Below are 25,816 nucleotides of genomic sequence, written 5' to 3'. Positions count from 1 at the left end.
TGAAATATTTTTCATTTGCAAATAGAAATGTTCAAAACGTTGATTTGGACGCTGCGGCGCGTCAGGAACTGGAGGAAGCGACATGTCCCATCCGCAATTTGCAGCGGAACTTCTGCAGCGCGCTGAACAGCAGGGGCCGATCACCATCGGGCTTGCCGGCGCCGGGCAGATGGGCACCGACATCGTCGTCCAGGTCGCGCTGATGCCGGGCATGCGGATCGGCGCTATTTCCGAAGTCAGGCCGCAGGCAGCGATCGACGCGGCGCTGCTCGCTGGCCATGACCGTTCCGACATCGTCCAGGCCGGCAATGCGGCCTCGATCGACCGCGCCATCGAGGCCGGCAAGATCGCGGTGACCGAAGATTTGCATGCGCTGGCGGCGGCCGGCCGGATCGACGTCATCATCGACGCAACGGGCAATCCCAATATCGGCACGCTGTTCGCGCTGGAAGTGATGAAGAACGGCAAGCACATCGTCATGCTCAATGTCGAGGCCGATATCACCATCGGCCGCTTCCTCAAAGACGAAGCGCGTAAAGCCGGCGTCGTATATACCGGTGCGGCCGGCGACGAGCCGGCCTGCACACTGGAGATCATCGGCTTTGCCAAGAGCCTCGGCTTCAACATCATCGCCGCCGGCAAGGGCAAGAACAATCCGCTGAAGATCGACGCCATGCCGGCCGACTACGAGAAGGAGGCGGCCGAGCGCAACATGAATGCGCGCATGCTGGTCGAATTCGTCGACGGCTCGAAGACGGCGATCGAGATGGTGGCGATCGCCAATGCGACCGGGCTGGTGCCCGATGTGCCAGGAATGCACGGCCCGACCGCGACGCTGGAGGAGCTCGCAAGCGTGCTTTGCCCACGCGAGGATGGCGGCGTGCTGCACCGCAAGGGCGTTGTCGATTACTCGATCGGCAAGGGTGTGGCGCCCGGCGTGTTCTGCATCATCGAGACCCGGCACCCGCGTGTGCTGGAGCGCATGATCGACCTCAAGGTCGGCAAGGGCCCCTATTTCACGATCTTCCGGCCCTATCATCTGACCAGCCTGGAAGTGCCGCTGTCGGCGGCGCGCGCCGTGGTCTACAAGCGGGCCGACATGGAGCCGCTCGACCATCCTGTGGCCGAGGCGGTCGCGGTCGCCAAGTGCGATCTTGGCGTTGGCCAGTCGCTCGGCATGATCGGCGAGAACGACTATCGCGGCTTCGCCATGACCTGGGGGGATGCGCGCGCCCGTGGCGCCCTGCCGCTCGGCCTTGCCGAACGCGCCAAGGTGGTCAAGCCGCTCAAGACCGGCGACTTCCTGACCTATGAAAATTGTGTACCCGACGATTCGATGGTGATAACCCAGATCCGCCGCCGTCTCGACCAGTCGGACGGACGGTTCGTTACAAACGCAGCCTGACCCCGCCGGATCTCCGCCTGATGGACGATGTCGTAATCGGGATCGACGCCTCGACCACGGCCGTGAAGGCGATTGCCTTCACCCGCGCCGGCGAGGAGCTGTTCCAGGCGCGCGAGCCGTACCCGCTTTCAAATCCGAAGCCCGGCCATTTCGAGCAGGAGGCCGAACAGTGGTGGACGGCGCTGCTTGGCGCATTGAAGCAGGTCACCGAGGCGGTCGGCGCTGCGCGGGTGGCGGCGGTTTGCATCGCTCACCAGCGAGAGACCTTCACGCTGGTGAACAGCGCCGGCAAAGCACTCATGCCGGCAATCCTGTGGCTGGACGAACGCGCCCGGCCGCAAGTTATCAGGCTTTCGGCCGAACTCGGCCGCGAGGCGATCCGCGACTGGAGCGGCAAGCCGCCGGACCCGACGCCGGCGCTCTACGCCATTGCCTGGCTTGCCGAGCACCAGCCGCAAGTGCTTCGCCAGGCAGCGGCACTGGTCGACGTGCACGGTTTCTTCGTCCAGCGGCTGACCGGGCGATTGGTCACCAGCACCGCAAGTGCGGATCCGCTCGGGCTGCTCGACGTCGAGAAAGGTACCTGGCATCCCCGCCTCGTTGCGGCCGCCGGACTGCAGATGGAGCAATTGCCCGAGCTGGTCGCGCCAGGCGTGGTCTGCGGCAGTCTTTCCGCAAGCATAGCGCAGCTGACCGGCCTGAGGGCCGGCACGCCGGTCGTTGCCGGCGCTGGGGACGGCCAGGCGATGGGCCTGGGCATGGGCGTCTACGGCGAGGGCAAGAGCTATCTCTCGCTCGGCTCCGGCGTGGTCAGCGGCTGCTATTCCGGCAAGGTGAAAACCTCGGACGCGTTTCGCACGCTGGTTTCGCCGACCGGCTCCGGTTTCATGCTGGAGACCGTGCTGCGCTCGGGCATGCAGCTGGTCGACTGGATCGTGCGAACCACCGGTTCGCCCTCGGCGGCAGCGCTGGAGAAAGTGGCGCTGGATGTTGCCGCGGGCAGCGAGGGCCTGCTCATCATGCCCTATTGGGCCGGCGTCATGAGCCCGTATTGGGACGGTGCCGCGCGCGGCGCCATTGTCGGCCTGTCGCTCGATCACCGGCCGGAGCATCTCTTCCGCGCTGTCCTGGAAGGCATCGCCTTCGAGCAGGCCGTCGCCACCGAGGCCATGGAAGCCCAGGCCGGCGGACCGGCGGCGATGATTGCCGCCGGCGGCGGCACCAATTGCGCGCTGCTCATGCAGATCATGGCAAGCGTGCTCGAGCGGCCGCTCTCGGTTTCGCCGGTCAACGAAGCCGCCGCACTCGGCGCTGCCATGCTGGCGGCAGCGGCTGTCGGCTGGTTTGCCTCGCCGGAAGCCGCCGCGCAGGCAATGGCTGCCGCTCCCACCAGGCATGTCGATCCGGTCGACGGGCTTGTCGCCGCCTATCGCAGCCGCAAGGAAATCTACCGCGACCTTTATCAGGCGACGCGCGACATCCACACCCGCCTCAGCGCTCTCGGCGAAATCTAGCGGTTGAGCAGGCCCTTGGCCGCGTCTTCGTCGGTGATCAGAACCGATACCTTGGTGTTGGCGAGCGCAGCCCGCATTACCGCTACCTTTTCGCTGCCTCCCGACACCAGGATGATGCTCGGGATATCCGACAGATCCTGCAGCGGATAGGCGCAGACGCGGCGGTTGACCTCGTGGTCGACCGGGCGGCCCTCGGCGTCGATGAAATGACACAGAATATCGCCGACGGCACCGGCCGCCTGCAGTTCCTCGAGTTCGCTTGGCTTGATGAAGCCGTAATTGGCGATCGGGCTGTCGTTGGAAAACGAGCCGACGCTAAGCACGGCGATGTTTGCCCGGCGTGCACGGAAGACGACGTCCTGAACGCTGCGCTGGCTCATGAAAGCGTCGCGCTGCTCCGGCCTGTCGGCATAGACCGGCACCGGCAGCAGGAAGCACTCCGCGCCGATCTTTTCGGCGAAATCCCAGGCGCTTTCTGTCGGGTTAAGCGGCTGGGCATGGGTGAGGCCGCCAAGCATCGAAACCACCGTCGTCCTGGCGATGGGCCGCCGCGGCAATTCATTGATGGCAAATTTCAGTGTCCGCCCCCAACCCAGTGCGATGACATCGCCGGCATTCACATGGTCGGCCAGGTAGGCGGCGGCGGCGTGGCCGATCATCAGCGGCGCGTTGCTTCGGTCGGCCGCCGACGGCACGACAACAGCCTGGCTGAGCCCGAACCGCTGCTTGAGGCTTTCCTCCAAAATCACGCATTCGACGACGCTGTCGCGGATGCGAAACTGGACGACACCCTCTTCGCGGGCGGCGGAGAGAATGCGATGCACCTTGATACGGCCGACGCCGAGAATTTCGGAAATCCGCTCCTGTGTAAGACCCTCGACGTAATAGTGCCAGGCGGCGCGGGCCTTGAGTTCGGCGTCGGGGAAGCGCGAGGCTCTTTCGTTCTCTACGATCGTCATCTGTTTGCCTTGCCGCAGCCGCCGGCTCTGCTCATGATATTCCAATCCGGCGACTTCGAAATGCCCAAGATTTCGGAGACCTTGCGTAAGGCAAACCGGCGGACAGCGCAAACCCGTCATCGAATGAAGCGGCAGGCCTTGACAATTTTCCGACGAACAGTTTAGCTGAACAAAATTGCATGTTAAAGATAAATTGTTCACAGGGAGGGGCCTGGTGAACAAAGTGGCCCGGTGATGCAGCGCCGGATTGCTGTGGAGGAGACAAAGTGGCTGTGAGCAACGACGCAAGCAATTTGAAGGCAGGCGAGTTGAAGGCAGGCTCTGGCGCGCAGGCTACGGCGGGCGCAAGGTTTTCGGCTGTCTTTGCCGGAACCATGGGTCCGCTGATCGGGCTGGCGCTGCTGTGCCTGGCGCTCTCGCTGACCACCGACACGTTCCTGACCATCCGCAACATCCTCAACGTGCTCGACCAGGTCACCGTGCTCGGCATCATGGCGATCGGCATGACGCTGGTCATCCTGATCGGCGGCATCGACCTGTCCGTCGGCTCGGTGCTGGCGCTGGCTTCCATGGTGATGGGCTTCGTCGCCCATCCGGACTATCTCAATCTCGGCCTGCCCGCCGGCATCGCCGCGGCCCTCGTCGTCGCCGGTCTTTGCGGCCTGGTTTCGGGCCTGCTGGTGACGGTCACCAAGCTTCCGCCCTTCATCGCCACGTTGGCGATGATGTCGGTGGCGCGCGGCCTCGCCAACATGATCACCGACGGCTCGCAGATCGTCGGCTTTCCCGACTGGTTCACCAGCCTGTCGATAATCCGCCATTTCGGATTCCTCTCGGTCACCGTCGGGCTGATGATCGTGCTTGCCGTCATTTTCGCGATCTTCCTGAATTATCGCGCTACCGGCCGTAGCCTGTACGCAATCGGCGGCAGCGCCGAAGTCGCCCGGCTGTCCGGCATACCAGTCAAGTCGCTGACAAACTGGGTCTATGCGATCTGCGCCGTGCTGGCCGGTCTCGCCGGCATCGTGCTTGCCGCCCGGCTCGATTCCGTCCAGCCGAGCTCCGGCCTTGGCTACGAACTCGACACCATCGCGGCGGTGGTGATCGGCGGCGCCAGCCTGTCGGGCGGCGTCGGTTCGATCGGCGGCACAGCCATCGGCGTCCTCATCATCGGCGTGCTGCGCAACGGGCTGAACCTGCTCGGTGTCTCGCCCTTCATCCAGCAAGTGGTTATCGGCGTGGTGATCGCGCTGGCGGTGGCCACCGACACGTGGCGGCGCCGAGCACAATGAAGAATGGGGCTCGATGAGATTCGCCCCGATATTCGGGCGAAAACGGATCGGTGATCCGAAACTGGGAGTTGTTCGGCCAAGGGGCGCCGCGATGCGCGGGCAGGACAGATTGAACATCAACGGAGGAATAAACATGCTGACCAAACGTTCATTGCTGCTTGCCGCCGCGGCCGTCATCCCGCTGCTTGGCCTGTCCGACATGGCCTCGGCCAAGGAGGCCAAAAAGCTCGGCCTCGCCGTCGCCAATCTGCAGGCCGACTTCTTCAACCAGATCAAGCAGTCCGTCGAAGCCTACGGCAAGGAAAAGGGCATCGAGGTCGTTACCGTCGACGCCAAGGGCGATTCGGCGACCCAGGTCAGCCAGGTGCAGGACCTGATCACGCAGAACATCGATGCGCTGATCTATATTCCAGCCGGCGCCACCGCCGCCACCGTGCCGACCAAGACCGCCAAGGCTGCCGGCATCCCGGTCGTCAATGTCGACCGCAACGCCGATGGCGCGCCCGGCGATACCTTCATCGCAACCAACAGCGTGGCATCGGCCAAGGCGGTTTGCGACTACATCGCCAAGCAGGCCGGCGGCAAGGGCGAGCTGATCATCATCCACGGCCAGAAGGGCACGACGCCCGAGGTCGACCGCTCGAAGGGCTGCGGCGAAGCGCTGAAAGGCTATCCCGACATTAAGGTGGTCGGCGAATTGTGGAGCGAAGGCTGGCATCAGGACGAAGGCTTCAAGCTGACGCAGGATCTGTTGCAGTCGCATCCAGATGTGTCGATCGTCATCGGCCAGGCCGATGCGCTGGCGCTCGGTGCGGCGCAGGCGGTCAAGGTCGCCAATCCCGGCCATAAGGTCTGGGTTGCCGGCTTCGACGGCGATGTGGCGGCGCTCAAGGCACTGAAGGACGGCGTCTTCGACGTGACCGCGACGCAGCAAACCCAGGGCATGGGCCGGCTCGCCGTCGACGCAGCAATCAAGCTGGTGGCCGGCGAGACCATTCCCGCCGAACAGCTGCAGGATGCGACGCTGACCACCAAGGACAATGTCGAGCAGTTCATCGCCAAGCATCCCTGATTGAGACCAGTCCGGCAGTCGACGAGCGCAACGATGTCCACCGATCCTCGCCACACGCACAGCGCCAATAACGGGCTCGTCGTCAGCGGCCTCTGCAAAAGCTATGGGCCGGTGCAGGTCCTGGCCGATGCGAGCTTCGAGGTGCGGCCGGGCGAGGTCGTGGCGCTGCTTGGCGAAAACGGCGCCGGCAAGTCCACCGTCTCGAACATCATCGCCGGCTCGACCAAACCCGATGCTGGCACCATCTCCTGGCGGGGGAACCCTTATTCCCCCGCCAATCCTGCCGCGGCGATCGACGCCGGCATCGGCATGATCCACCAGGAGCTGAAGCTCTTGCCCGATCTGTCGGTCGCCGAAAATGTCTATGTCGGCCGCCTGCCGATGCGTGGCGGCCGCATCGACCGCGCGGCAATGAATGCACGGGCATCGGCCCAGTTGAAGCGCCTCGGCCTCGATGTCTCGCCCGAGCGCAAGGTGCGCACGCTGCGTATCGCCGCCCAGCAGCAGGTCGAGATCGCCAAGGCGCTGACGCTCAATGCCGAGCTGCTGATCTTCGACGAACCAACGGCAGCCCTTGGCGGCGAGGAAACGGAGCTCCTGTTCCAGCAGATCCGCAAGCTCAAGGCGGAAGGCATGTCCTTCATCTATATCAGCCACCGGCTGGACGAGATCGCCCAGATCGCCGATCGCGTGGTGGTGATGCGCGACGGGCGCATCGTCGCCCGGCACGAGCGCGCCGACATTCCGGTGCGCACCGTCGTCGAGCAAATGGTCGGCCGCAGTGTCGAGCGGATGTTCCCTACGGTATCGGCGCCGGGCAACGACACGCTGCTCGAGGTCGAGAACCTGTCCTCGCCGGAACGCAGCTTTCAAAATGTCAGCTTTTCAGTGCGGGCCGGCGAAATCCTCGGCATTGCCGGGCTGATCGGCGCCGGACGCACGGAGCTGGTGCGGGCGATCGCCGGTGCCGATCCGATCTCATCGGGATCGGTGCGCGTCGCCGGCAAGCCGGTGCATCTCAATGGCCCGGCGGCGGCGATCAAGGCCGGCGTCGTCCTGGTACCGGAAGACCGCAAGGCGCAGGGCGTGGTGCTCGACCAGACGATCGGCGAGAACCTGGCGATCGGCAATTTCGACCATGTCGCGCCGAATGGCTGGGTGTTCCCGAAGGCGGTGCAGAAATTCGCCGAGGCCGGCATTCGCCGGCTCGGCGTCAAGGGCCGGCCGAACCAGGCGGTCAGCAAGCTCTCTGGCGGCAACCAGCAGAAAGTGATCATCGCCAAATGGGTGTCGCGCCCGCCCAAGGTATTCATCCTGGACGAGCCGACGCGCGGCATCGACGTCGGTGCACGCGCCGCGATCTATGATGTCATCGCCGACCTTGCCCGCTCCGGCATGGCGGTGGTGGTGGTGAGCTCCGACCTCGAGGAAGTTCTCGGCCTGTCGCATCGCGTGCTGGTGCTGAGCCGCGGCCGGCAACGCGGCATTCTCGACCGCAGCGAAGCAAGCAATATCGCCGTGATGGAACTCGCCACGAGCTAGGAACAGCCCATCGAAACAAAGCGCAGCAGGTGGTATCCTCCCGGGCACCAGACCGCGCGGGGCGCCAGCAACAGAGTTGGCGCCCCTTTATTTCCGGAGGACGGCGGTTGGAGCAGAGGGACCGACGATGAAATTATTCGACCTTCATGGTGACGTGGCACTTGTGACAGGCGCCGGCAGCGGCATCGGGCAGGCAATCGCCATTGGGCTGGCCGAGGCCGGCGCCGACATAGCCTGCTTCGGCCACGCCTCGAAAGGCGGGCTGGAGGAGACCGCGCACCGGATCACGGCACTCGGCCGCAAGGCGCTGGTGCTGAACGGCACGGTGACTTCAGAGGCCGATCTCGCGGCCGCGATCGAGCGTACGGAGGCAGAACTCGGCGCGTTGACCATCGCCGTCAACAATGCCGGCGTCGCCGGAGCTGAGCCGGCAGAGACGCTGTCGCTGGAGAAATGGCAGAAGCTCTATGACGTCAATGTCAGCGGGGTGTTTCTGTCCTGCCAGGCCGAGGCCCGCGCCATGCTGACGCGGCGCAAGGGCTCGATCATCAACATCGCGTCGATGTCGGGCTCGATCGTCAATCGCGGCCTGACCCAGGCCCATTACAATTCGTCGAAGGCCGCGGTGATCCACATGTCGAAGAGCCTCGCCATGGAATGGGCCGATCGCGGCCTGCGCGTCAATGTCGTCAGCCCTGGCTACACGCTGACGCCGATGAACAAGCGGCCGGAGGTCGCCGACCAGGTCAGGATCTTTGAGCGCGACACGCCGATGGGCCGCATGGCGGCGCCGGAAGAGATGGTCGGCCCGACCGTGTTCCTGGCCAGCCGCGCCTCGAGTTTCGTCACCGGCATCGACCTGATCGTCGATGGCGGCTTCGTCTGCTGGTAGGAGAAAAGATGCAGAAGCGATTCCAGGGAAAAACGGCGGTCATCACCGGCGCCAGCGGCGGCATCGGCGCGGCAATGGCCAGGCGCTTCGCGGCGGAAGGTGCCGCGGTCGTCGTCAGCGCCATCGACGCGCGCGTCGAAGAGGTCGCCGCCGATCTCAAGGCTGCGGGCGCCAGGGTCGCATCGCTGCGCATGGATGTGACGAAGAAAGACGAAGTCGTCGCCCTCTATGACCTGGCCGAGCAGGAGTTCGGCCGCGTCGATATCTCCGTGCAGAATGCCGGTGTCATCACCATCGCCAGGATAGAGGCTATGACCGAGGGCGAATGGGACAAGGTGATGGCTGTCAACACCAAGGGCGTGTTCCTGTGCTGCCAGGAGGCGATCGCGCGCATCCGCAAGCATGGCGATGGCGGCCGGCTGATCAACACCGCATCCGGCCAGGCGCGGCAGGGCTTTATCTACACGCCGCATTATGCGGCCTCGAAATTCGGCGTCGTCGGCGTCACCCAGAGCCTGGCCAAGGAAGTGGCGAAGGAGAAGATCACCGTCAACGCGATCTGCCCCGGGATCATCGACACCGATATGTGGGCCTATAACGACGCCGCATGGGGAAAGTTGATGGGCGAGTACAAGCCCGGCGAGTTGATGGCCGAATGGGTGAAGAACATCCCGATGGGCCGCGCCGGCAGCGGCGAGGATGTCTCCGGCCTGGTCAGCTTTCTCGCCAGCGACGATGCAGCCTACATCACCGGCCAGACCATCAATGTCGATGGCGGCCTGATCATGTCGTGAGCGGCGGCGCGCGGGCCAACGTACCATCCACCGGGATCTGAAAGCCCGCTTCGCTGCGTTCAGACTGGTCGGCCGGCCCGTGCCAATCCATGCTCCACGAGCCGGTCGATGATTTCGGAATAGCTGACGCCGCTCGCCGCCATTGCCTTGGAATACATGCTGATATCGGTGAAGCCGGGGATGGTGTTGATTTCATTGACCAAGAACTGCATGTCCGGCGTCAGGAAAAAGTCGATGCGGGCCATCCCGTCACAGCCGACGGCTCTGAAAGCCCTTGCGGCCACGTCCCGCATGGCTGCCTCGACCTCCGGCGGCAGTTCGGCCGGCACTCTTAGCGCCGCGCCGTTCTCGTCGATGTATTTGGCATCGTAGCTGTAGAAATCGTGGCTTTCGGCCGGCACGATCTCGCCTGGCCGCGAGACGAACAGGTCGCCTGCCGGGTCCTCCAACACGCTATATTCGATCTCGCGCCCACGAATGAATTCCTCGGCCAACAGCTTGCAATCGTGCCGGAAGGCTTCAGCAAGCGCTCCATCGAATTCCTGGCTGGCATGGACTTTTCCGACGCCGACAGACGATCCCTGACGCGCCGGTTTGATGAAGAACGGCAGGCCGAGTTCGCCTTCCAGTGTGGCGAGGGCGGGCGCCGCACCTTCATGGATCGTCACTGAGCGCGCGATTGGCAGCCCCGCCGCTTCCAGGAGCCGTTTGGCGATGTCCTTGTCCAGCGCGGTTGCCGAACCCAGGATGCCGCAGCCGGCGAGCGGCACCCGAGCCACCTCGGCCACCCCCTGTACCGAGCCGTCTTCGCCATGAGGGCCGTGCAGTACGGGAAACAGGATGTCGATCTGCGGCAGGTCATAGGGCGTGCCGTCGGCCGGGATCGCCATCATCCGTCCGTGCCCGCCCGGAACCAGGCAAACTTCCAAACCGCCCGCAGGCTTTGCGAGCGTACCATCCTGGAAGCTGCTCAGCAGCCACTGCCCTTCGCGCGTGACGAAGATTGGGACGGCATCGTATTTGGCGGGCAGCAGCGCACGCATGACATTGGTTGCTGAAAGCACCGAAACGTCATGCTCGGCGGAACGTCCGCCAAAGAGCACGGCGATGCGCAGTCTGTTCAAGGAAGAGGTCTGCTGCATTGTATCGGTACCCTATCTTGCGGCTCGCATACGGGATGATCGGCAACCTTGGCTTTTTTCGAACCGATCTGCGGGTCCATGTAAAAAGACGGGCCGTGAAATTGGCACCGGCGTTATTCGTTGCGCGACATGACCGTTGGTATATATAATTTCATCTCATGAAAGTGGCTCTGGGCGAGTTGCCGAGCCAACAGCCGAGATCATGGGACTTTGATGGTTTGCCCCTCAAGACCGGCGATCGATCCGTGGATGACTGCTTTGGCAGCAATCCTTCGGCAGTCATGACGCGGCCGGTCCCGCCACATCTTCACCAATTTGGGCACCACCCCCGTTTTGCGCCGGCATCCGCTTCGGCAGCATTGTGGCGCCTATGGCCTTGCGCAACGACCAACTTTTCCAACACAATCAAAAAAAGACGCAAGACGGGAACTAACGATAATTTCCACCAGAGCTTGACAGGAGAACAAGCATGTCACTTCGGAGCATGATTTCGAATTTCTCAATGGGAGCCTTAACACTTGCCGCAGCCGCACTGACATCTTCGGCCTATGCGGCGGCGCCGGAATCCAACGACCCGATCAAGATCGCGCTGTTCGATTGGACCAGCGTCAATCTGAACGCCAAGATCCTCGGCGGCATCCTCGAAAAGCTCGGCTATACCGTCGAGTATCCGACCGCCGACTATCTCTCCAGCCTGACCACCGGCCTGACCAATGGCGACATCGATGTCGGCCTGGAATTCTGGGACACGACGGCCGGCGAGGCGATGAAGGCCTCGGACGCGACGGGCCAGACCGAACGCCTCGGCAAGCTCGGACCCAAGGCCAAGGAAGAATGGTGGTTTCCCGAATATATGAAAGAGAAATGCCCCGGCCTGCCGAACTGGGAAGCGCTGAAAGACCCGAAATGCGCCGAGGCCTTCTCGACGGCCGAAACCGCGCCGAAGGGGCGTTATCTTGGCGGACCCGTGACATGGGAAGGTTTTGACGACGAACGCGTCGAGGCGCTGAAACTGCCCTTCACCGTCATCCATGCCGGCACCGACGCGGCGATGTTCGCCGAACTGGACTCGGCCTATCAGCGCAAGGCGCCGATCATGCTGTGGATCTATTCGCCGCATTGGGCGCCAGCCAAATACAAGGGCGAATGGGTCGAATTCCCCGACTATACGACAGAGTGCTACACCGACCCGAAATGGGGTGTGAACCCCGACGCGAAATACGACTGCGGCAAGCCGCATGGCGAGATCTGGAAATATTCCTGGGCCGGCATGAAGGACAAATGGCCTGTCGCCTACAAGGTCGCGAAAAACTACACGGTCGACACCGACGAGCTCAACAAGATGAGCGGCGAGATCGATCTCGAAGGCAAGACGCCGGAAGACGTCGCCGCCGCCTGGATCGCCGCCCACGAAGCCGACTGGAAAGCCTGGGCCGAGTGACCGTCTGACTGGAAACGCGACGACCCGGCCATTCAGGGCCGGGTCTCGATCCCCTATTCCAGAAGGACGATTGCATGAGCGATACGATTGAACAGGCGGTGAAAGCAACGGGCAAGGATGCCCGCCCGATAAAGCTTGCCTGTCGCAATGTCTGGAAGCTGTTCGGGGCGGACGCGGCCAATTTCATCCGCCGGCGCGACGGCAAGGCCAGCCTGGCGGACATCGCCGCTGCCGGACTGGTTGGCGCGGTGCGCGCCGTCGATCTCGAAATCCGCCAGGGCGAGATCTTCATCATCATGGGACTTTCGGGGTCAGGCAAGTCGACGCTGGTGCGCTGCATGTCGCGGCTGATCGAGCCGACCCACGGCAAGGTCGAGTTTGAAGGCAAGGACCTGCTCAAGATTTCCGATGCCGCGCTGATCGAACTGCGACGCCATCGCATGGGCATGGTGTTCCAGAATTTTGCCTTGCTGCCGCATCTCAACGTACTGGAGAACATCGCCTTTCCCTTGGGCATCCAGGGGCAGGACCGGCCGACGCGCGAGAAGCGGGCCCGTGAAGTCATCGACCTGGTTGGCTTGCGCGGCCGCGAGCATTTCTATCCGCGCGAGCTTTCCGGCGGACAGCAGCAGCGTGTCGGCATCGCCCGCAGCCTCGCCACGAAGCCGGAAATCTGGTTCCTCGACGAGCCGTTCTCGGCTCTCGATCCGCTGATCCGCCGTGAGATGCAGGACGAGCTGATGCGGCTGCAGACCATGCTGCACAAGACCATCGTCTTCATCACCCATGATTTCGACGAGGCCATCCGGCTGGCCGACCGGATCGCCATCATGAAGGACGGCGAGGTCATCCAGATCGGCACGCCGGAAGAGCTGGTGGTCAACCCGGCGACCGACTATGTCGCCGAATTCACCCGCGATGTCGATCGCGCCAAGGTGATCTCGGCGCGCCGCCTGATGCGCGCCTGCGACGGCGCCGAGTACGGCGGCACGGTCGCGCCGGATGCCAAGATATCAAGTTTTTCGGCAGATATCGTCTCTGCCGGCAAGCCCTTCGCGGTGGTCAACGGCACCGGCAAGCCGATCGGCGAAGTCACGCCGCAGGCGGTGATCGATCTTCTCGCCGGCATCGAGCGTCGTGGGGCCGGCGGATGACCGTCACGGCAAGCGCCAGCGCAGCGAGGCCCCGGCCGGTTCAAACCTGGCTGGCGATCTGGGCCTGTGCGCTCGCCGCCGTGGATATTGTCTTTCTGCTGCAGGAAAGCCTGCCCTGGGCGGTCAATTACCCGGCCGGCGCGATCGTTCCTGTCGCAGACTGGGTCGGTGCGCTGATGAACTGGGTGAAGTCGAACTTCTCCTGGCTGACCCGCTCGATCACCGCGGTGCTTGGCGTGCCGCTCGATTTCGCGCTCGGTCTTCTGGCCAAGAATTTCAAGATCGGCCATGGCGCGGATATGATCGTCTTGCCGCGCCTGTCCTGGGTCGGCGTCTGCGCTGCCGCCTACCTTGCCGGACGCGCCGCCGGCGGCTGGAAGCTGGGTGCGCTGGCCGGCGGCTGTTTTCTCTACATCGCGCTGTTCGGGCAGTGGAGCAGCGCCATGCTGACGCTGGGCTTGATCTCGATCGCCGTGCCGTTTTGCATTGTCACCGGGCTGTTCGCCGGCATCTGGGCATGGCGCAAGCCTTGGGCGGAGAGGTTGTTGATCTCCCCTGCCCTCGATCTGATGCAGACGATCCCGACCTTCGCCTATCTGATCCCGATGCTGCTTCTGTTCGGCAACAGCCCGGTCTCGGCAATGATCGCGACGGCAATTTTCGCGACGCCGCCAATGGTGCGGGCGACGATGCTCGGCCTGTCGCGGGTGCCGTCAGAGATCGACGATTTCAGCGAGATGGCCGGCTGCACGGCACGGCAGAAGCTGTGGCGGGTGCTGTTGCCGTCGGCGCGGCCGACATTGATGGTCGGCGTCAACCAGGTCATCATGCTGGCGCTCAACATGGTGATCATCGCCTCGATGATCGGTGCCGGTGGGCTCGGCTATGACGTGCTTTTGGCGTTGCGCGCGCTCAAGGTCGGCGAGGCGATGGAAGCTGGCCTCGCCATCGTCGCGCTGGCAATTGCACTCGACCGGCTGAGCCAGGCGATCGCGCACAATCACGCCAAGGGCAATGTCCGCCACCAGGCCAGCACCAGTTTCTGGCGGCGCTATCCCAATCTGGCGCTGGCTGTTGCCATCCTCGCCGTCGCCACGCTGCTCGGCCTGTTCGTGCCGGCGTTCGCCGCGGTGCCGAAAGCGATCACCTTCACCACCGCGCCTTTGTGGAAGGCGGCGGTGAACTGGATCACCATCAACTTCTTCGACACTATCGAAGCGTTCCGCGTGGCGCTTATCCTCAACGTGCTGAACCCGGTGCGCGCCTTCTGCGAGGGTTTTCCGTGGCTGGGCGCGGTGTGTCTCCTCGGCCTTGCCGGCTACCAGCTCGGCGGCTTGCGCCTCGCCGCCCTGGTCGCGGCTTTGACAGCGTTCTGCGCCGTCACCGGACTTTGGGAAAAGACCATGGCCACCGTCTATTTGTGCGGAATCTCGGCCTTTATCGCCTGCCTGATCGGCATCCCGATCGGGCTGATGGCATCGCGCAGCGACCGCTTCGAAAAGACCGTCACGCCGGTCATCGACACGCTGCAGGTGCTGCCGTCGTTCTGCTTCATCATTCCGGTGGTCATGCTGTTCAGGGTCGGCGACGTCACCGCGATGATCGCCACCGTCGCGTTCGCCGTGGTGCCGGCCATCCGCTACACCAATCACGGCATTCGACAGGTGCCGCCGGCGCTGATCGAGGCGGCGAAGGTTTCGGGCTGCACCAGGCGCCAGACCTTCTTTCGCGTGCAGCTGCCGCTGGCGTTGCCCGAGATCATGCTCGGCGTCAACCAGACCATCCTAATGGCGCTGGCGATGATCATCATCTGCGCCATGGTCGGCACGCGCGATCTCGGCCAGGAGGTGTTCATCGCCCTGTCCAAGGCCGATTCCGGTCGCGGCATCGTCGCCGGCCTAGCCATCGCCTTCATCGGCATCGTCGCAGACCGGCTGTTCAACGCCTGGACGGCGAAGGCTCGGGCAAGGCTGGGATAGTCCGGAATAGGACGGCCTCAGGAAGCTGCCGCCAAGCGCGCCGTTAACGAGGCACCGATCCCTACGCCTAAAGACATAGCCATTCGGGATTATTGCTCGTTTTTGCCTCACATCGTACGGCTGCCATGGGACGGGTAGGCTCAACAGGAGAGCGGATAAATGTCTAAACGCGTTCCCTTTACTACCGGTGATCTGGCAGATCATCAGCGGGGTATCGATGACGCCCTCACAGGCGATCCGAATACGAATATCTTGACCGGCGACGCTGGCGGCAGCCTGCTCGATTTCTCAAGAGGCGGCAACGACACCTTTACGGAAACCGCACCGTCGACTTACACCTTCTACGGCGACGCGGCTCGGAGCTTGTTCAATTTTGCTCGGGGCGGTGACGACACCTTCACGGTGTCGAGCTCCTCCACCACCACTGCTTACGGTGACGCGGGCGACGATATGTCGGACCACAGCAAGGGCGGCAACGACACTTTCACGGGCGCCGCGCAAGCCAGCAACATTTTCTTCGGCGACGCCGGCGGCAACATGATCGGCCATGCTCAGGGCGGCGACGACCGTTTCACGGCCTTTCCCAACTCCTTCAACACTTTCTACGGTGACGCCGGCGTCGATATGTCCGACCACAGCAAGGGTGGCAATGACACCTTCGAGGGCACCAGCGTGGCCGTCAACATTTTCTTTGGCGACGCCGGGAACAACATGTCTGGCCATGCTCAAGGTGGCGACGACCGTTTCACGGCCAGGAGCGACTCCAGCAACGCTTTCTACGGGGACACCAGCGGCGATATGTCGGACTACAGCAAGGGCGGCAACGACACTTTCAATGGCGCTAGTGACGCCAACACTATTTTCTACGGTGATGCCGGTCGCAGCATGTCTGGCCATGCTCAGGGTGGCGACGACCATTACACAGACTTTGGTGGCACGATTCAGACCAAAACCTTCTTTGGCGACGCGAGCCTACATATGTCCGACTTTGCTAAGGGCGGCGACGACACCTTCACGAGCGTGGGTGGGTTCGTGATAAGTTTCTATGGTGACGCGGCCGGCATCATGTCCGACTCTGCTAGCGGGGGCGATGACGTGGCCGTGCTGCAAGGCACCCATAATTTCGCCTATGGCGACGCTGGCGCGATGGCCGGCAATGCTGTGGGCGGCAATGATATCCTAACCGGCGGCAATAAGAGCTCTGGTCCTGATGTTCAAAGCGAGTTGTATGGCGACACATTCGCTATGTCCGGGTCCGCCGCGGGCGGCAACGACATTCTTACCGGGGGCCACAACAGCGAAAGCGGCCAGGTCCGCAACTTCCTGTGCGGCGACGCTCTGCAAATGTCCGGTTCGGCTCTGGGCGGAAACGATACCCTGTACGCTGGGAGCGCGGCACCCGGCTGCACCGTCGTCAACGACATGTGGGGTGACGGGCAACTGAGCGAACTGGCTCAGGGCGGCAGAGATCAATTCATATTCAAGGACGATGGTTCAATGACGGTCGGAACCCAAAACACCATCTACGATTTCAGCCAGACCCAAGACGACACCATTGTATTTAGTGGCGTGGAGGGCGTGCAATCGTTCGATGATCTCACAATTGCGCAAAGTGGAACCGACACCATCGTTACCGCAGGAGTCGATCAAGTTACTCTCGCAAACTTTACAAGCCCGCTGACGACGGGTGACTTTTTGTTTGTCTGAAAGCGAAGCTCTTATCGCATTCGAAGAGGGGGAATGCGTGAGAATTCGTTGAGCATCGTCGCGCGGCCGGTCGCCCCAATAATGCTCGACCGGCCGATCGACAATCCAAGCCGCAGTCATGGATCAGGCGGCCAGGAATCTCTCGGTCAAACGAGCCCAGAGCGCTGCGCCGACGGTCAGATTGCCGTCGTTGAAATCATATTTCGAGCTGTGCAGGATGGCTGAATCCTCGCCGTTTCCGAGGCGCAGAAAGCAACCGGGTTTGTGTTCGAGGAAATAAGAAAAGTCTTCGCTGCCGGGGATCAACGGGCAGACGGACACCTTGTCCTGACCGACGAGTTCGACAGCGATGTCTGTCGCAAAGGACGTCTCGCGCTCGGAATTGACCACCACCGGGTAGCCGCGCTCGTAATCGATCTCGACCGTTGCGCCATGCGCCTGCGCCACAAGTGCTGCGATATTGCGAATACGCTGCTCGAGCGTGTCGCGGATCTCGGCCGAGAAGGAGCGGACGCTCAACGTGATTTCGGCGTGTTCCGGAATGACGTTGGAGGCCGTGCCTCCGTGAATCGTGCCGACGGTGACGACAGCGGTCTCGATCGGGTTGACGTTGCGCGACACAACCGTCTGCAGGGTCATGACGATGTTGGCGGCAGCGACGATCGGGTCGACCGTCAGGTGCGGACGCGAGGCGTGGCCGCCACGCCCGGCGATCCTGATGGTGACGGTATCGCTCGCCGCCATCAGCGGCCCGGCGCGCATCAGGAACGAACCCGTCGGCGCGCCCGGGTGGTTGTGCAGCCCGAATATCGCATCGCAGGGAAAGCGCTCGAACAGGCCGTCGGCGATCATCGCCTGCGCCCCGCTTCCCTTGCCGGCTTCCTCGGCCGGCTGGAAGATGAGGTTCACCGTGCCGTTGAAATGCCGTGTGCGCGCCAGGTATTCGGCGGCGCCGAGCAGCATCGTGGTGTGGCCGTCATGACCGCAGGCGTGCATCTTGCCGCTGGCCTGGCTGCCATAAGGGAGATTGGTAGCTTCGGTGATCGGCAGGGCGTCCATGTCGGCACGGATGGCGATGCTGCGGCCGCTGCCCTGGCGCAGGCGACCGACGACACCGAGCCCGCCGACATTGCGCGTCACCTCATAGCCCCAGCTTTCGAGCCGTTCGGCAACGTATGCAGCCGTTTCGTGCTCCTGGAATGAAAGCTCGGGATGCGCGTGCAGGTGCTGGCGGGCCGCTGCAAGCTCGGCGGCCTTGTCGGCGAAGTCGGAAATATCGGCGAACTGGTTGGAGGTCTTTGGCATGGAAGGTCCTTTGCCGGCCGAGCAGGTGCCGCGCCGGCTTTGCTTTTAGATGAAACGGCTCAAGAAAGCCCGCGTGCGCGGGTGCCTGGGTTTGGCGAGAACCTCGTCCGGAGGCCCGGCCTCGATCACATTACCGTCGTCCATGAACACCACCCGATCCGCCGCTTCGCGGGCGAAGCCGATCTCATGCGTGACCACGATCATGGTCAAGCCCTGCCTGGCGAGATCGCGCATGGTGGCGAGCACCTCTCCGACCAGCTCCGGATCGAGCGCCGAGGTCGGCTCGTCGAAGAGCATCAATTTCGGGCGGATGGCGAGCGCACGCGCGATGGCGACGCGCTGCTGCTGGCCGCCTGAAAGCTGGCGCGGATAGGCGTCGATCTTGTCGGCAAGACCGACACGGGTCAGCAGTTCGCGGGCGTAGCCGATCGCCTCCTTGCGGTTCTCCCGGTGAACGCCGACCGGAGCCTCGATGACGTTCTGCAGGGTCGTCATGTGCGGATAGAGATTGAACTGCTGGAACACCATGCCGATCTTGCGCCGCTGAGCGGCGATCGCGCGGTCGGAAAGCTTGTCGAGGCGGCCGTCGTGCAACCGGTAACCGATCTGCTCGCCGTCCACCTCGATCGACCCCTGGTCGATCGCCTCGAGATGATTGATGCATCGCAGGAAGGTCGACTTTCCGGAGCCGGACGGTCCGAGAATGACCACCACCTCGCCAGGCGCGACGTCCAGATCAATGCCCTTCAGCACTTCGAGCGGGCCGAAGGCCTTGTGAACGTTGCGCGCCCGGACCAGAGGCGTGTCATGCGCGCTCATTGGCGGCCTCCAGGGTGGCGGTCGCCGTCTTCTCGCGCGCGCCGCGGTCGCCGCGGCTGTAGTGGCGTTCGATCGCGCCTTGCGCGACATTGAGGACCGAGGTGATCAGCAGGTACCACAGCACTGCAACCATCAGCAGCGGAATGATTTCGAAGGTGCGGTTGTAGATCGACTGCACCGAGTAGAGCAGGTCGGCCATGGCGATGACGCTGACAAGCGACGTCGCCTTGATCATGCTGATCAGCTGATTGCCGGTCGGCGGCACGATCGACCGCATCGCCTGCGGGATGATGATGCGTCGCAAGGCCCGCGCGCGGGTCATGCCGAAGGCTTCAGCCGTTTCGGCCTGTCCCTTGTCCACCGACAGCAGCCCGCCACGGATGATCTCGGCCATGTAGGCGGCCTCGTTCAGCGCCAGACCAAGAACGGCGGCGGTCAACGGCGTGATCAGGTCGTTGGTGTTCCAACTGGCGAAGCCGATGGAAATGCGCGGAAACAGCGTCGAAAGGTTGTACCACAGGATCAATTGCACCAGCAGCGGCGTTCCCCGGAAGAACCAGATGAACAGGCCGGAGAGAAAGGATGCCAGCCTGTCGCTCGACATGCGCGCGATGGCGAGCAGCAGGCCGAGCACGATGCCCAGGATCATAGCCACGACCGTCAGGCCGAGCGTCACCGAAAGCCCCTGCATGACCGTCGGATCGAAGAAATACTGGGCGACCACCGGCCAGCCGAAATTCGGGTTGACTGCAACGATATAGGCGAAGCCGGCCGCCACGGCGACGGTGAACGCCCAGAGCGCCAGCCGGACGAGCGGAAACGGCCGGTGGGCTCGTTTGACGTCGCGCAGCGCGTCGTCGGGACGTCGCGGCAGCCCGGCCGCGTAGGCAGCGGTGGCATCGGTCATGGCAGCCTCTACTGGCCCTGGTTGATGCCTGGCGCGTCGATCATGTTCTTCTCGAGGCCCCACTTCTTCATGACCGCGGCGTAGGTGCCGTTCTTCATCAGGATCTTGAAGGCGTCGAGCAGCACGCCGCCCAGCGGCGAACCCTTCTTGACGACGGCGCCTTGGTAGATGTCCTTAAAGCCGTTGGCCTGGCCGACACCGGCGAGTTCCAGCTGGCCCTTCGCCTGCTCGACGAAATAGGTCAGCGGCGCCTGCGAGGAGAAGAATGCGTCGGAGCGTTTCGACCGGACGGCCAGTATCGAGCTCGGCTGGTCGGTGAAGGATTGCACCTCGACGGCCGGCTTGCCGCCCTCGGTGCATTTCTGCGCCTGCTGCTTGATGACCTTTTCGGCCGAGCCACCCGACATGACGGCGATGCGCTTGCCGCACGCGGTGTCGAGCGAGGTGATGCCTTGCGGGTTGCCCTTCTCGACGGCGAAGACGACGTATTCGCGCACCCAATCGATGAAGTCGTTGGATTTCTGCCGGTCGGGATAGTCGCCGACAGGCCCCATCGCGAACTGATAACGGCCGGCATTGATGCCGCTCAGCAAAGCCGGCAGGCCGGCGACCGAGGCATGATCGATCTCGACGCCGAGCAGCTGGCCGATGGCGTCGGAAATGTCCCTGGTCGCCCCCGACAGTTCGGTGCCGGTGACGATCTCATAGGGCGGGAACGAGCCGTTGTTGACGGCTGTGATCTTTCCCGCCGTGCGGATCTCTTCCGGCAGCCGGGCCCGCAAATCCTCGTTCACCGATTGCTTCTGGATATCCTGGGCAAAGCTGGCCTGCGCCAGCATGGTGACGAGCGAGGCGAATATGAAGCTGATTGTCCTCATGGCATTCTCCTTCGTGTTCTTCGTTGTGCGTTGTCAGGCTGCGGTGGCCCGCGATCTGGCCTCGAAAGGAAACAAGGCTTCGGCGGAAATCGGTTCCGCCAGAATGCCCTGGGCATGGAGCTCGGTGACGAAATCCTCGATCATGCGCCGGTTGGCCGGCAGGCCGCTGGCGTTCCAGGAGGCAGGCAGGTCGCGCCCCGCATGAAGCAGCTCCTCGAGGATCCAGGGCGAGGTATCGGCATATTTTCGGCGCTTTGCCGTCCAGACGCGCTGGCTTTCGTCGATCAGCCTGGCGAGTTCCTGCGGCAGCCAGGGGTGCTCCCTGGCCACTGCGGCCTTGACGGCGACCAGATGCATGCCCGGGACATAACCGACGTCGGCGAAATAGGCGCGTTCGGCCGCGCGAAAATCGCGCAGCACTTGCCGGAAGCCGGAAGCCGGGCCGAAAAAGCCGTCCGGCATGAAGGGCGTGAAAACGGCGTCGAGCTCGCCTTGCGACAGCAGCTCCATCATCGGGCGCTCGCCTGGTGCTGCTTCGATGCGCCCCGGCCTGCCGAATCCGTCGAGGCGGTCGGCGATCGGGTGCTCCGATGTCAGCCTGCCGGCGAACCAATAGGCATCCTCGACGCCGACGCCTTCCCGGCGAAGCGCCGCGCGCGTCCATGTGTTGCCGGAATCGCGCCAGCCGGTCACGCCGATGCGTTTGCCGGCAAGGTCGGAAAGCCGTTCCAGCGGGCTGGCCTCGACCGTTATGATGCAGCGATGGCGAAAGCCGCGCATGATGAAGCACGGTATTCCAACCACCGTATCCCTGCCCGAAGCCATGGCCGACACATAACGGCTGAATGAGACCTCCGCCGCATCGTAGTTCGGATCGGTGCCGAGATCCGGAATGAGCGTGGCGACGCGGTCAACCTTCACCGACAAGCGGCTCGAAGCGACGTCACCCAGCACCAAAGGGGTGAGATAGTCCCAATCGCGGGTGGCTATAGTGATGGAAACGGGCATCGGGATGAACTTCAACGCTATGTTTGACCGGCGATTGGTAAATGTTTATTTTTGGCCGATCAAATGTTATTATGTTATTGAACATTAGCTTTAACGGTTGCGGGTGCCGATGGATTTCGATGCAGGATGGTTCGCCGAGCGCCTTGGCGACCGCACGATGCGCGGCATCGCACGCGAGACAAGTGCGCTGATCAGAAGCGGCGCGCTGCCTGTCGGCGCAAAGCTTCCGCCGGTGCGCGATCTGGCCTATGTGCTTGGCGTCAGCCCGGCGACGGTCTCGCAGGCGTGGAGCGAGTTGCGGCGCTACAAGATCATCGGCGGCCGCGGACGCAACGGCACCTGGATCATGGGCAACCGCTTTGCCGCCCGGCCCGAGCGCCACATGAGCGGCGGCAATTACGGACAGGATGTTCTGAACCTGGCGATCGCGGAGCCCGATGTGAGGCTCTTGCCGCCGCTCGACATCGCGCTGGCGCATGGTGCGCGCGCCGAAAAGCTCAACAGCTACGAGCGGGTGCGCATCCTGCCCGAGCTGGAGGCGGCAGTGCGCCCGTCATGGCCGTACGATCCCGGCGCGTTCCTGGCCACCAATGGCGGTTACAACGCCATCTACACCTTGCTGCATGCGCTGGTCCCGCCGGGAGCGCCGGTGGCCATCGAGAACCCGACGGCGCTTCGCCTGCTCGACATCCTCGAGGATCTCGATGTGCCGATCATCCCGGTAGACTGCGACAGCGACGGTCCCTTGCCGGATGCACTTGCCAACGCTCTGCGGCAGCGGCCCGTCGCGTTCCTGTTCCAGCCGCGCGTCCATTCGGTGACCGGCGCCTGCATGTCGTCGGCGCGGCTGGAAGTCATCGGCGACCTGCTCGCCGGCACCGACGTGCTGATTGTCGAAGATGACGGCGTCGGCGATATTGCCTCGGCGCCGCGCATTTCGCTTGGCCGGCGTTTTCCCGATCGCGTCGTCCATATCCTGTCCTATTCCAAGACCCACGGCCCGGATTTGCGGCTCGCCGTGCTGTCCGGATCGGCGACGATCGTCGAGCAGATCCAGTCCTACCGCAGCTTCAGCTCGGGATGGACCAGCCGCATCCTGCAGGCGGCCACCGCCTGGCTGCTGCACGACCCGGCCACGGCCGCCCTGGTGGAGCAGGCGAAGGAGGTATACCGCGGCCGTCGCGAACGGCTCGCCGGCGAACTGGCCAAACGCAATGTCGATATCGACGCCGGACACGGTCTCAGCGTCCTCATTCCGGTTGCTTCGGAACCTTACGCGATGGTCACGCTGGCCGCCCACGGCATCGCGGTCCATGCCGGGGCGAAGTTTTCGACCGGAAAAACGAACGCTGTCCGAGTCGCGACCAGCATTCTGGACGAGGAGCACCTCGAGCACGTCGCAAATTCCCTGGCGCTGGCGGCCGACCCGGCGCGGGAAATTGTCTGAGGCAAGTCAATCGCCGTTCGGACTGCTACTCCGCCGCCACGCCCTTCATCTCGAGATAGCTTTCCATCGAATCGTCCATCGCCTGCAGCCAGGGCGTATGATGCAGCGGCGCCATCGTGCCGGTCATCAGCGAGCGGTAGGCATGGTCGCGGAAGCCCATAATGTCTTGCGCCTTGTGGTGCTCCCACTCCATGAAGGTCTGATTGACAGCCTCGACATCGAAGCCGGGATAGTCGGTCTGCTCCATCAGCTCCCTGGTGTAGTCGCCCTGGAACCAGATCATCTGCTCGGCGTCTTCAAGTGTTTCCTCGCGTGCCCGCCATTTCCGGCCGTGCTCGGCCATGGCTTCGGCCGAGGGCAGATTGATGCGGCCCATGATGACGTCGCGGGCGAACCAGGCCTGCGCGTCGAACATGTTGAAGGTGTAGAACTGGTCCTGCATGCCGATATAGGACAGCTTCGGGTTTTTCTCCCAGACGACGCCCTCGTAGAGCCCGTCCGGCCACATGCGGTTGGCGGTCTTCAGCTTCAAATCCTCGGTGAGGAACGGGAAGGAATGGAGGTAGCCGGTGCACAGGATGATGGCGTCGACGTCTTTGGTGCTGCCGTCCTTGAAATGCGCCGTCTTGCCGACGACCTTCTGCAGAAGCGGCACTTCCTTCCAGTTCTCCGGCCATTTGAAGCCCATCGGCTTCGAGCGGTAGCTGGAGGTGATCGATCTGGCGCCGTATTTGTAGCATTGCGAGCCGATGTCCTCGGCTGAATAGGAGCGGCCGATTATCAAAATGTCCTTGCCCTTGAATTCCATGGCGTCGCGGAAATCGTGGCTGTGCAGGATACGGCCGTTGAAGGTCGAAAAGCCCTCGAAATAGGGAACGTTGGGCACGGAGAAATGGCCCGAGGCGACGACGACATGGTCGAACTCTTCCGAGTAGGTGACGTCGCTGGTGCGGTCATGCGCGGTGACGGTGAATTTTTTTGTCGTTTCGGAGAAGGTGACCATGCGCACCGGGCTGTTGAAGCGCACCCATTGGCGAACGCCGGATTTTTCGACGCGGCCCTTGATGTAGTCCCACAGCACGGCGCGCGGCGGATAGGAGCCGATCGGCCGGCCGAAATGCTCCTCGAAGGTGTAGTCGGCGAATTCGAGGCATTCCTTCGGGCCGTTCGACCAGAGGTAACGGTACATCGAGCCGTGCACCGGGTCGCCGTGCTCGTCGAGGCCGGTGCGCCAGGTGTAGTTCCACAGGCCGCCCCAGTCGGACTGCTTTTCGAAGCAGACGATCTCGGGAATGTCGGCGCCCTTGTCGGCAGCCGACTTGAAGGCCCTGAGCTGAGCCATGCCGGACGGCCCGGCTCCGATGACGGCAACACGATCTTTCATTGCGGGCCTCCCGATCTCATTTCCCTAACGAAACAAATTTCACTGACAGGACAGTAATTGCCCCTTCGATGCTGTCAACAGGGCTTGTCGCGAAACCGCGTTTCGCCCAGCTGGATTTCCAAGCGACGCAGTAGCTCGGGCGAAATCCAGACATTGCGCAATTCGACACGGGTGGCTTGCCGTGGCAGTTGCGCTTCTGTATCGGCACCGAATATGTTCACCGTGAGTGAAATGAATCGGCAAGGTCCGGGGTGGCAACATGGCGAAAAAAGCATCCAGTCTAAAGCCCGCTGCGGCCGTCGTCGCCGCCAAGGCCAAGCCGTCGGTCGCTGCAATCGATCCGCGCAAGATACGCGCGCCGCTCACCCAGAACCCGCACGCCATTCGCGACACCCGCGAAAAAGTCCTGGAGGTCGCGATCGGCCGCGAGGTGCGGGCCTTCCGCAAGAAGCTCGGCATCACCGTCGCCGATCTGGCTGCCGCCACCGACATTTCGCTTGGCATGCTGTCGAAGATCGAGAACGGCATCACCTCGCCATCGCTGACCACGTTGCAGGCGCTGTCGCGGGCGCTCGGCGTTCCCGTCACCGCCTTCTTCCGCCGCTTCGAGGAAGAGCGCAGTGCCGTCTTCGTCAAGGCCGGCGAAGGCCTCGACGTCGAACGCCGCGGCACGCGCGCCGGCCACCAGTACAATCTGCTCGGCCATATCGGCTCCAACACCAGCGGCGTCGTCGTCGAACCCTATCTGATCACGCTGACCGAGGATTCCGACGTGTTCCCGACCTTCCAGCATGAAGGCATGGAATTCCTCTATATGCTCGAGGGCGAGGTGGTTTACCGGCACGGCAGCAATCTCTACCCGATGAGGCCCGGCGACAGCCTGTTCTTCGACGCCGATGCGCCGCACGGACCGGAAGTGCTGAGCGTCCTGCCGATGCGGTATTTGTCGATCATCTGTTATCCGCAGAGCAGCGCGGGGTGAGCCGGAGATGAGGGCGCGCAAGCAATCCTGGATCGCTGCACTCCACGGCCACGGTAACGGCATGGATCCTAGGGTCTCCGCTACGTCCGTAGCGGAGACCCTAGGATCCATATGTGGACGGCGCCCTGCCTGCAACGGTTGTTTTGCGTCGTTTTCGATCGCTTGCGTCCATATGTCCGGCCTTTGAGCACGG

At 63.2% G+C, this 25,816-nt stretch carries 21 protein-coding genes; 13 read left to right on the top strand and 8 right to left on the bottom strand.

The genetic code is table 11. From position 1 onward, the window contains the following. Positions 1–82: 82 nt before the first annotated feature. Together NKH04_RS06230 and NKH04_RS06225 are read left to right on the top strand one after the other, a co-directional pair. Positions 83–1,405, top strand: a complete 1,323-nt coding sequence (locus NKH04_RS06230) for an NAD(P)H-dependent oxidoreductase (RefSeq protein WP_353044065.1) — start codon at positions 83–85, stop codon at positions 1,403–1,405. Between the two features lie 20 nt (positions 1,406–1,425). Beyond that, positions 1,426–2,919, top strand: coding sequence for a xylulokinase (locus tag NKH04_RS06225; RefSeq protein WP_353044064.1), 1,494 nt, complete (start codon positions 1,426–1,428; stop codon positions 2,917–2,919). Here the strand turns inward: NKH04_RS06225 and NKH04_RS06220 are convergent. After that, positions 2,916–3,878 (bottom strand): sugar-binding transcriptional regulator, encoded by a 963-nt coding sequence (locus NKH04_RS06220; RefSeq protein WP_031211026.1) that lies wholly within the window; start codon positions 3,876–3,878, stop codon positions 2,916–2,918. The genes NKH04_RS06225 and NKH04_RS06220 overlap by 4 nt on opposite strands. A gap of 308 nt (positions 3,879–4,186) precedes the next feature. Here NKH04_RS06220 and NKH04_RS06215 point away from each other — a divergent pair, with 308 nt between their 5' ends. From NKH04_RS06215 to NKH04_RS06195, 5 genes are all read left to right on the top strand, one after another. Further along, a complete protein-coding gene (locus NKH04_RS06215) occupies positions 4,187–5,170 on the top strand; it encodes an ABC transporter permease (protein WP_502895673.1) in 984 nt (327 codons plus the stop codon). 133 nt (positions 5,171–5,303) lie between these two features. Then, entirely contained in the window at positions 5,304–6,242 is a 939-nt protein-coding gene (locus NKH04_RS06210) for a sugar ABC transporter substrate-binding protein (protein ID WP_023674026.1), read from the top strand. Between the two features lie 33 nt (positions 6,243–6,275). Further along, a complete protein-coding gene (locus tag NKH04_RS06205) occupies positions 6,276–7,784 on the top strand; it encodes a sugar ABC transporter ATP-binding protein (RefSeq protein WP_353044063.1) in 1,509 nt (502 codons plus the stop codon). 127 nt (positions 7,785–7,911) lie between these two features. After that, a complete protein-coding gene (locus NKH04_RS06200) occupies positions 7,912–8,676 on the top strand; it encodes an SDR family oxidoreductase (protein ID WP_353044062.1) in 765 nt (254 codons plus the stop codon). An 8-nt stretch (positions 8,677–8,684) separates the two neighbouring features. Continuing rightward, positions 8,685–9,470: an SDR family oxidoreductase gene (locus tag NKH04_RS06195; RefSeq protein WP_353044061.1), complete on the top strand. Its 786-nt coding sequence runs from the start codon at positions 8,685–8,687 to the stop codon at positions 9,468–9,470. Between the two features lie 59 nt (positions 9,471–9,529). On the opposite strand, the gene NKH04_RS06190 is transcribed toward NKH04_RS06195, so the two are convergent. Beyond that, positions 9,530–10,612 carry a D-alanine--D-alanine ligase family protein gene (locus tag NKH04_RS06190; RefSeq protein WP_353044060.1) on the bottom strand — a complete coding sequence of 361 codons (1,083 nt, stop codon included), beginning with the start codon at positions 10,610–10,612 and terminating at the stop codon, positions 9,530–9,532. Positions 10,613–11,081: 469 nt separating this feature from the next. On the opposite strand from NKH04_RS06190, the gene NKH04_RS06185 reads away from it, so the two are divergent. From NKH04_RS06185 to NKH04_RS06170, 4 genes are all read left to right on the top strand, one after another. Next, positions 11,082–12,053, top strand: a complete 972-nt coding sequence (locus NKH04_RS06185) for an ABC transporter substrate-binding protein (protein WP_352473408.1) — start codon at positions 11,082–11,084, stop codon at positions 12,051–12,053. A 74-nt stretch (positions 12,054–12,127) separates the two neighbouring features. Beyond that, positions 12,128–13,207 (top strand): quaternary amine ABC transporter ATP-binding protein, encoded by a 1,080-nt coding sequence (locus tag NKH04_RS06180; RefSeq protein ID WP_353044059.1) that lies wholly within the window; start codon positions 12,128–12,130, stop codon positions 13,205–13,207. Next, positions 13,204–15,186: an ABC transporter permease gene (locus NKH04_RS06175; protein WP_353044058.1), complete on the top strand. Its 1,983-nt coding sequence runs from the start codon at positions 13,204–13,206 to the stop codon at positions 15,184–15,186. The genes NKH04_RS06180 and NKH04_RS06175 overlap by 4 nt, the downstream gene beginning before the upstream one ends. Before the next feature lie 159 nt (positions 15,187–15,345). Next, on the top strand, positions 15,346–16,893 hold the full coding sequence (locus tag NKH04_RS06170) for an autotransporter outer membrane beta-barrel domain-containing protein (RefSeq protein WP_353044057.1): 1,548 nt from the start codon (positions 15,346–15,348) through the stop codon (positions 16,891–16,893). Positions 16,894–17,016: 123 nt separating this feature from the next. Here NKH04_RS06170 and NKH04_RS06165 read toward each other — a convergent pair whose 3' ends face one another. The 5 genes from NKH04_RS06165 to NKH04_RS06145 form a co-directional block, all read right to left on the bottom strand. Then, positions 17,017–18,198, bottom strand: coding sequence for a M20 aminoacylase family protein (locus NKH04_RS06165; RefSeq protein WP_352821868.1), 1,182 nt, complete (start codon positions 18,196–18,198; stop codon positions 17,017–17,019). Positions 18,199–18,243: 45 nt separating this feature from the next. Next, on the bottom strand, positions 18,244–19,017 hold the full coding sequence (locus NKH04_RS06160; protein WP_023674014.1) for an amino acid ABC transporter ATP-binding protein: 774 nt from the start codon (positions 19,015–19,017) through the stop codon (positions 18,244–18,246). Further along, positions 19,004–19,924: an amino acid ABC transporter permease gene (locus NKH04_RS06155; protein WP_352746205.1), complete on the bottom strand. Its 921-nt coding sequence runs from the start codon at positions 19,922–19,924 to the stop codon at positions 19,004–19,006. Before NKH04_RS06155 ends, NKH04_RS06160 begins: the two co-directional genes overlap by 14 nt. An 8-nt stretch (positions 19,925–19,932) precedes the next feature. Next, positions 19,933–20,763: an ABC transporter substrate-binding protein gene (locus NKH04_RS06150; protein WP_502913373.1), complete on the bottom strand. Its 831-nt coding sequence runs from the start codon at positions 20,761–20,763 to the stop codon at positions 19,933–19,935. A gap of 72 nt (positions 20,764–20,835) precedes the next feature. After that, entirely contained in the window at positions 20,836–21,810 is a 975-nt protein-coding gene (locus NKH04_RS06145; RefSeq protein WP_353044055.1) for a substrate-binding domain-containing protein, read from the bottom strand. A gap of 109 nt (positions 21,811–21,919) precedes the next feature. On the opposite strand from NKH04_RS06145, the gene NKH04_RS06140 reads away from it, so the two are divergent. After that, the gene (locus tag NKH04_RS06140) at positions 21,920–23,257 is read left to right on the top strand and encodes an aminotransferase-like domain-containing protein (protein ID WP_353044054.1); all 1,338 of its coding nucleotides are present in this window, start codon (positions 21,920–21,922) and stop codon (positions 23,255–23,257) included. A 25-nt stretch (positions 23,258–23,282) separates the two neighbouring features. Here the strand turns inward: NKH04_RS06140 and NKH04_RS06135 are convergent, their stop codons facing one another. After that, positions 23,283–24,641, bottom strand: a complete 1,359-nt coding sequence (locus NKH04_RS06135; RefSeq protein ID WP_352473418.1) for a trimethylamine monooxygenase — start codon at positions 24,639–24,641, stop codon at positions 23,283–23,285. A gap of 259 nt (positions 24,642–24,900) precedes the next feature. Here NKH04_RS06135 and NKH04_RS06130 point away from each other — a divergent pair, with 259 nt between their 5' ends. After that, entirely contained in the window at positions 24,901–25,623 is a 723-nt protein-coding gene (locus NKH04_RS06130; protein WP_352473419.1) for a helix-turn-helix domain-containing protein, read from the top strand. The last annotated feature ends 193 nt before the right edge of the window (positions 25,624–25,816 follow it).

Source organism: Mesorhizobium sp. M1365, from assembly GCF_040317865.1.
Lineage (GTDB): Bacteria > Pseudomonadota > Alphaproteobacteria > Rhizobiales > Rhizobiaceae > Mesorhizobium.
The sequence above is the reverse complement of the archived record's forward strand: the minus strand, read 5'-3'. Positions and strand labels throughout refer to the sequence as shown.

Excerpts from the sequence above, each read along its gene's own strand:
- NKH04_RS06230 (WP_353044065.1), top strand. The coding sequence starts at position 83 with ATGTCCCATCCGCAATTTGCAGCGGAACTTCTGCAGCGCGCTGAACAG.
- NKH04_RS06225 (WP_353044064.1), top strand. The coding sequence starts at position 1,426 with ATGGACGATGTCGTAATCGGGATCGACGCCTCGACCACGGCCGTGAAG.
- NKH04_RS06220 (WP_031211026.1), bottom strand. The coding sequence starts at position 3,878 with ATGACGATCGTAGAGAACGAAAGAGCCTCGCGCTTCCCCGACGCCGAA.
- NKH04_RS06210 (WP_023674026.1), top strand. The coding sequence starts at position 5,304 with ATGCTGACCAAACGTTCATTGCTGCTTGCCGCCGCGGCCGTCATCCCG.
- NKH04_RS06205 (WP_353044063.1), top strand. The coding sequence starts at position 6,276 with ATGTCCACCGATCCTCGCCACACGCACAGCGCCAATAACGGGCTCGTC.
- NKH04_RS06200 (WP_353044062.1), top strand. The coding sequence starts at position 7,912 with ATGAAATTATTCGACCTTCATGGTGACGTGGCACTTGTGACAGGCGCC.
- NKH04_RS06195 (WP_353044061.1), top strand. The coding sequence starts at position 8,685 with ATGCAGAAGCGATTCCAGGGAAAAACGGCGGTCATCACCGGCGCCAGC.
- NKH04_RS06190 (WP_353044060.1), bottom strand. The coding sequence starts at position 10,612 with ATGCAGCAGACCTCTTCCTTGAACAGACTGCGCATCGCCGTGCTCTTT.
- NKH04_RS06185 (WP_352473408.1), top strand. The coding sequence starts at position 11,082 with ATGTCACTTCGGAGCATGATTTCGAATTTCTCAATGGGAGCCTTAACA.
- NKH04_RS06180 (WP_353044059.1), top strand. The coding sequence starts at position 12,128 with ATGAGCGATACGATTGAACAGGCGGTGAAAGCAACGGGCAAGGATGCC.
- NKH04_RS06175 (WP_353044058.1), top strand. The coding sequence starts at position 13,204 with ATGACCGTCACGGCAAGCGCCAGCGCAGCGAGGCCCCGGCCGGTTCAA.
- NKH04_RS06170 (WP_353044057.1), top strand. The coding sequence starts at position 15,346 with ATGTCTAAACGCGTTCCCTTTACTACCGGTGATCTGGCAGATCATCAG.
- NKH04_RS06165 (WP_352821868.1), bottom strand. The coding sequence starts at position 18,198 with ATGCCAAAGACCTCCAACCAGTTCGCCGATATTTCCGACTTCGCCGAC.
- NKH04_RS06160 (WP_023674014.1), bottom strand. The coding sequence starts at position 19,017 with ATGAGCGCGCATGACACGCCTCTGGTCCGGGCGCGCAACGTTCACAAG.
- NKH04_RS06155 (WP_352746205.1), bottom strand. The coding sequence starts at position 19,924 with ATGACCGATGCCACCGCTGCCTACGCGGCCGGGCTGCCGCGACGTCCC.
- NKH04_RS06150 (WP_502913373.1), bottom strand. The coding sequence starts at position 20,763 with ATGCTGGCGCAGGCCAGCTTTGCCCAGGATATCCAGAAGCAATCGGTG.
- NKH04_RS06145 (WP_353044055.1), bottom strand. The coding sequence starts at position 21,810 with ATGCCCGTTTCCATCACTATAGCCACCCGCGATTGGGACTATCTCACC.
- NKH04_RS06140 (WP_353044054.1), top strand. The coding sequence starts at position 21,920 with ATGGATTTCGATGCAGGATGGTTCGCCGAGCGCCTTGGCGACCGCACG.
- NKH04_RS06135 (WP_352473418.1), bottom strand. The coding sequence starts at position 24,641 with ATGAAAGATCGTGTTGCCGTCATCGGAGCCGGGCCGTCCGGCATGGCT.
- NKH04_RS06130 (WP_352473419.1), top strand. The coding sequence starts at position 24,901 with ATGGCGAAAAAAGCATCCAGTCTAAAGCCCGCTGCGGCCGTCGTCGCC.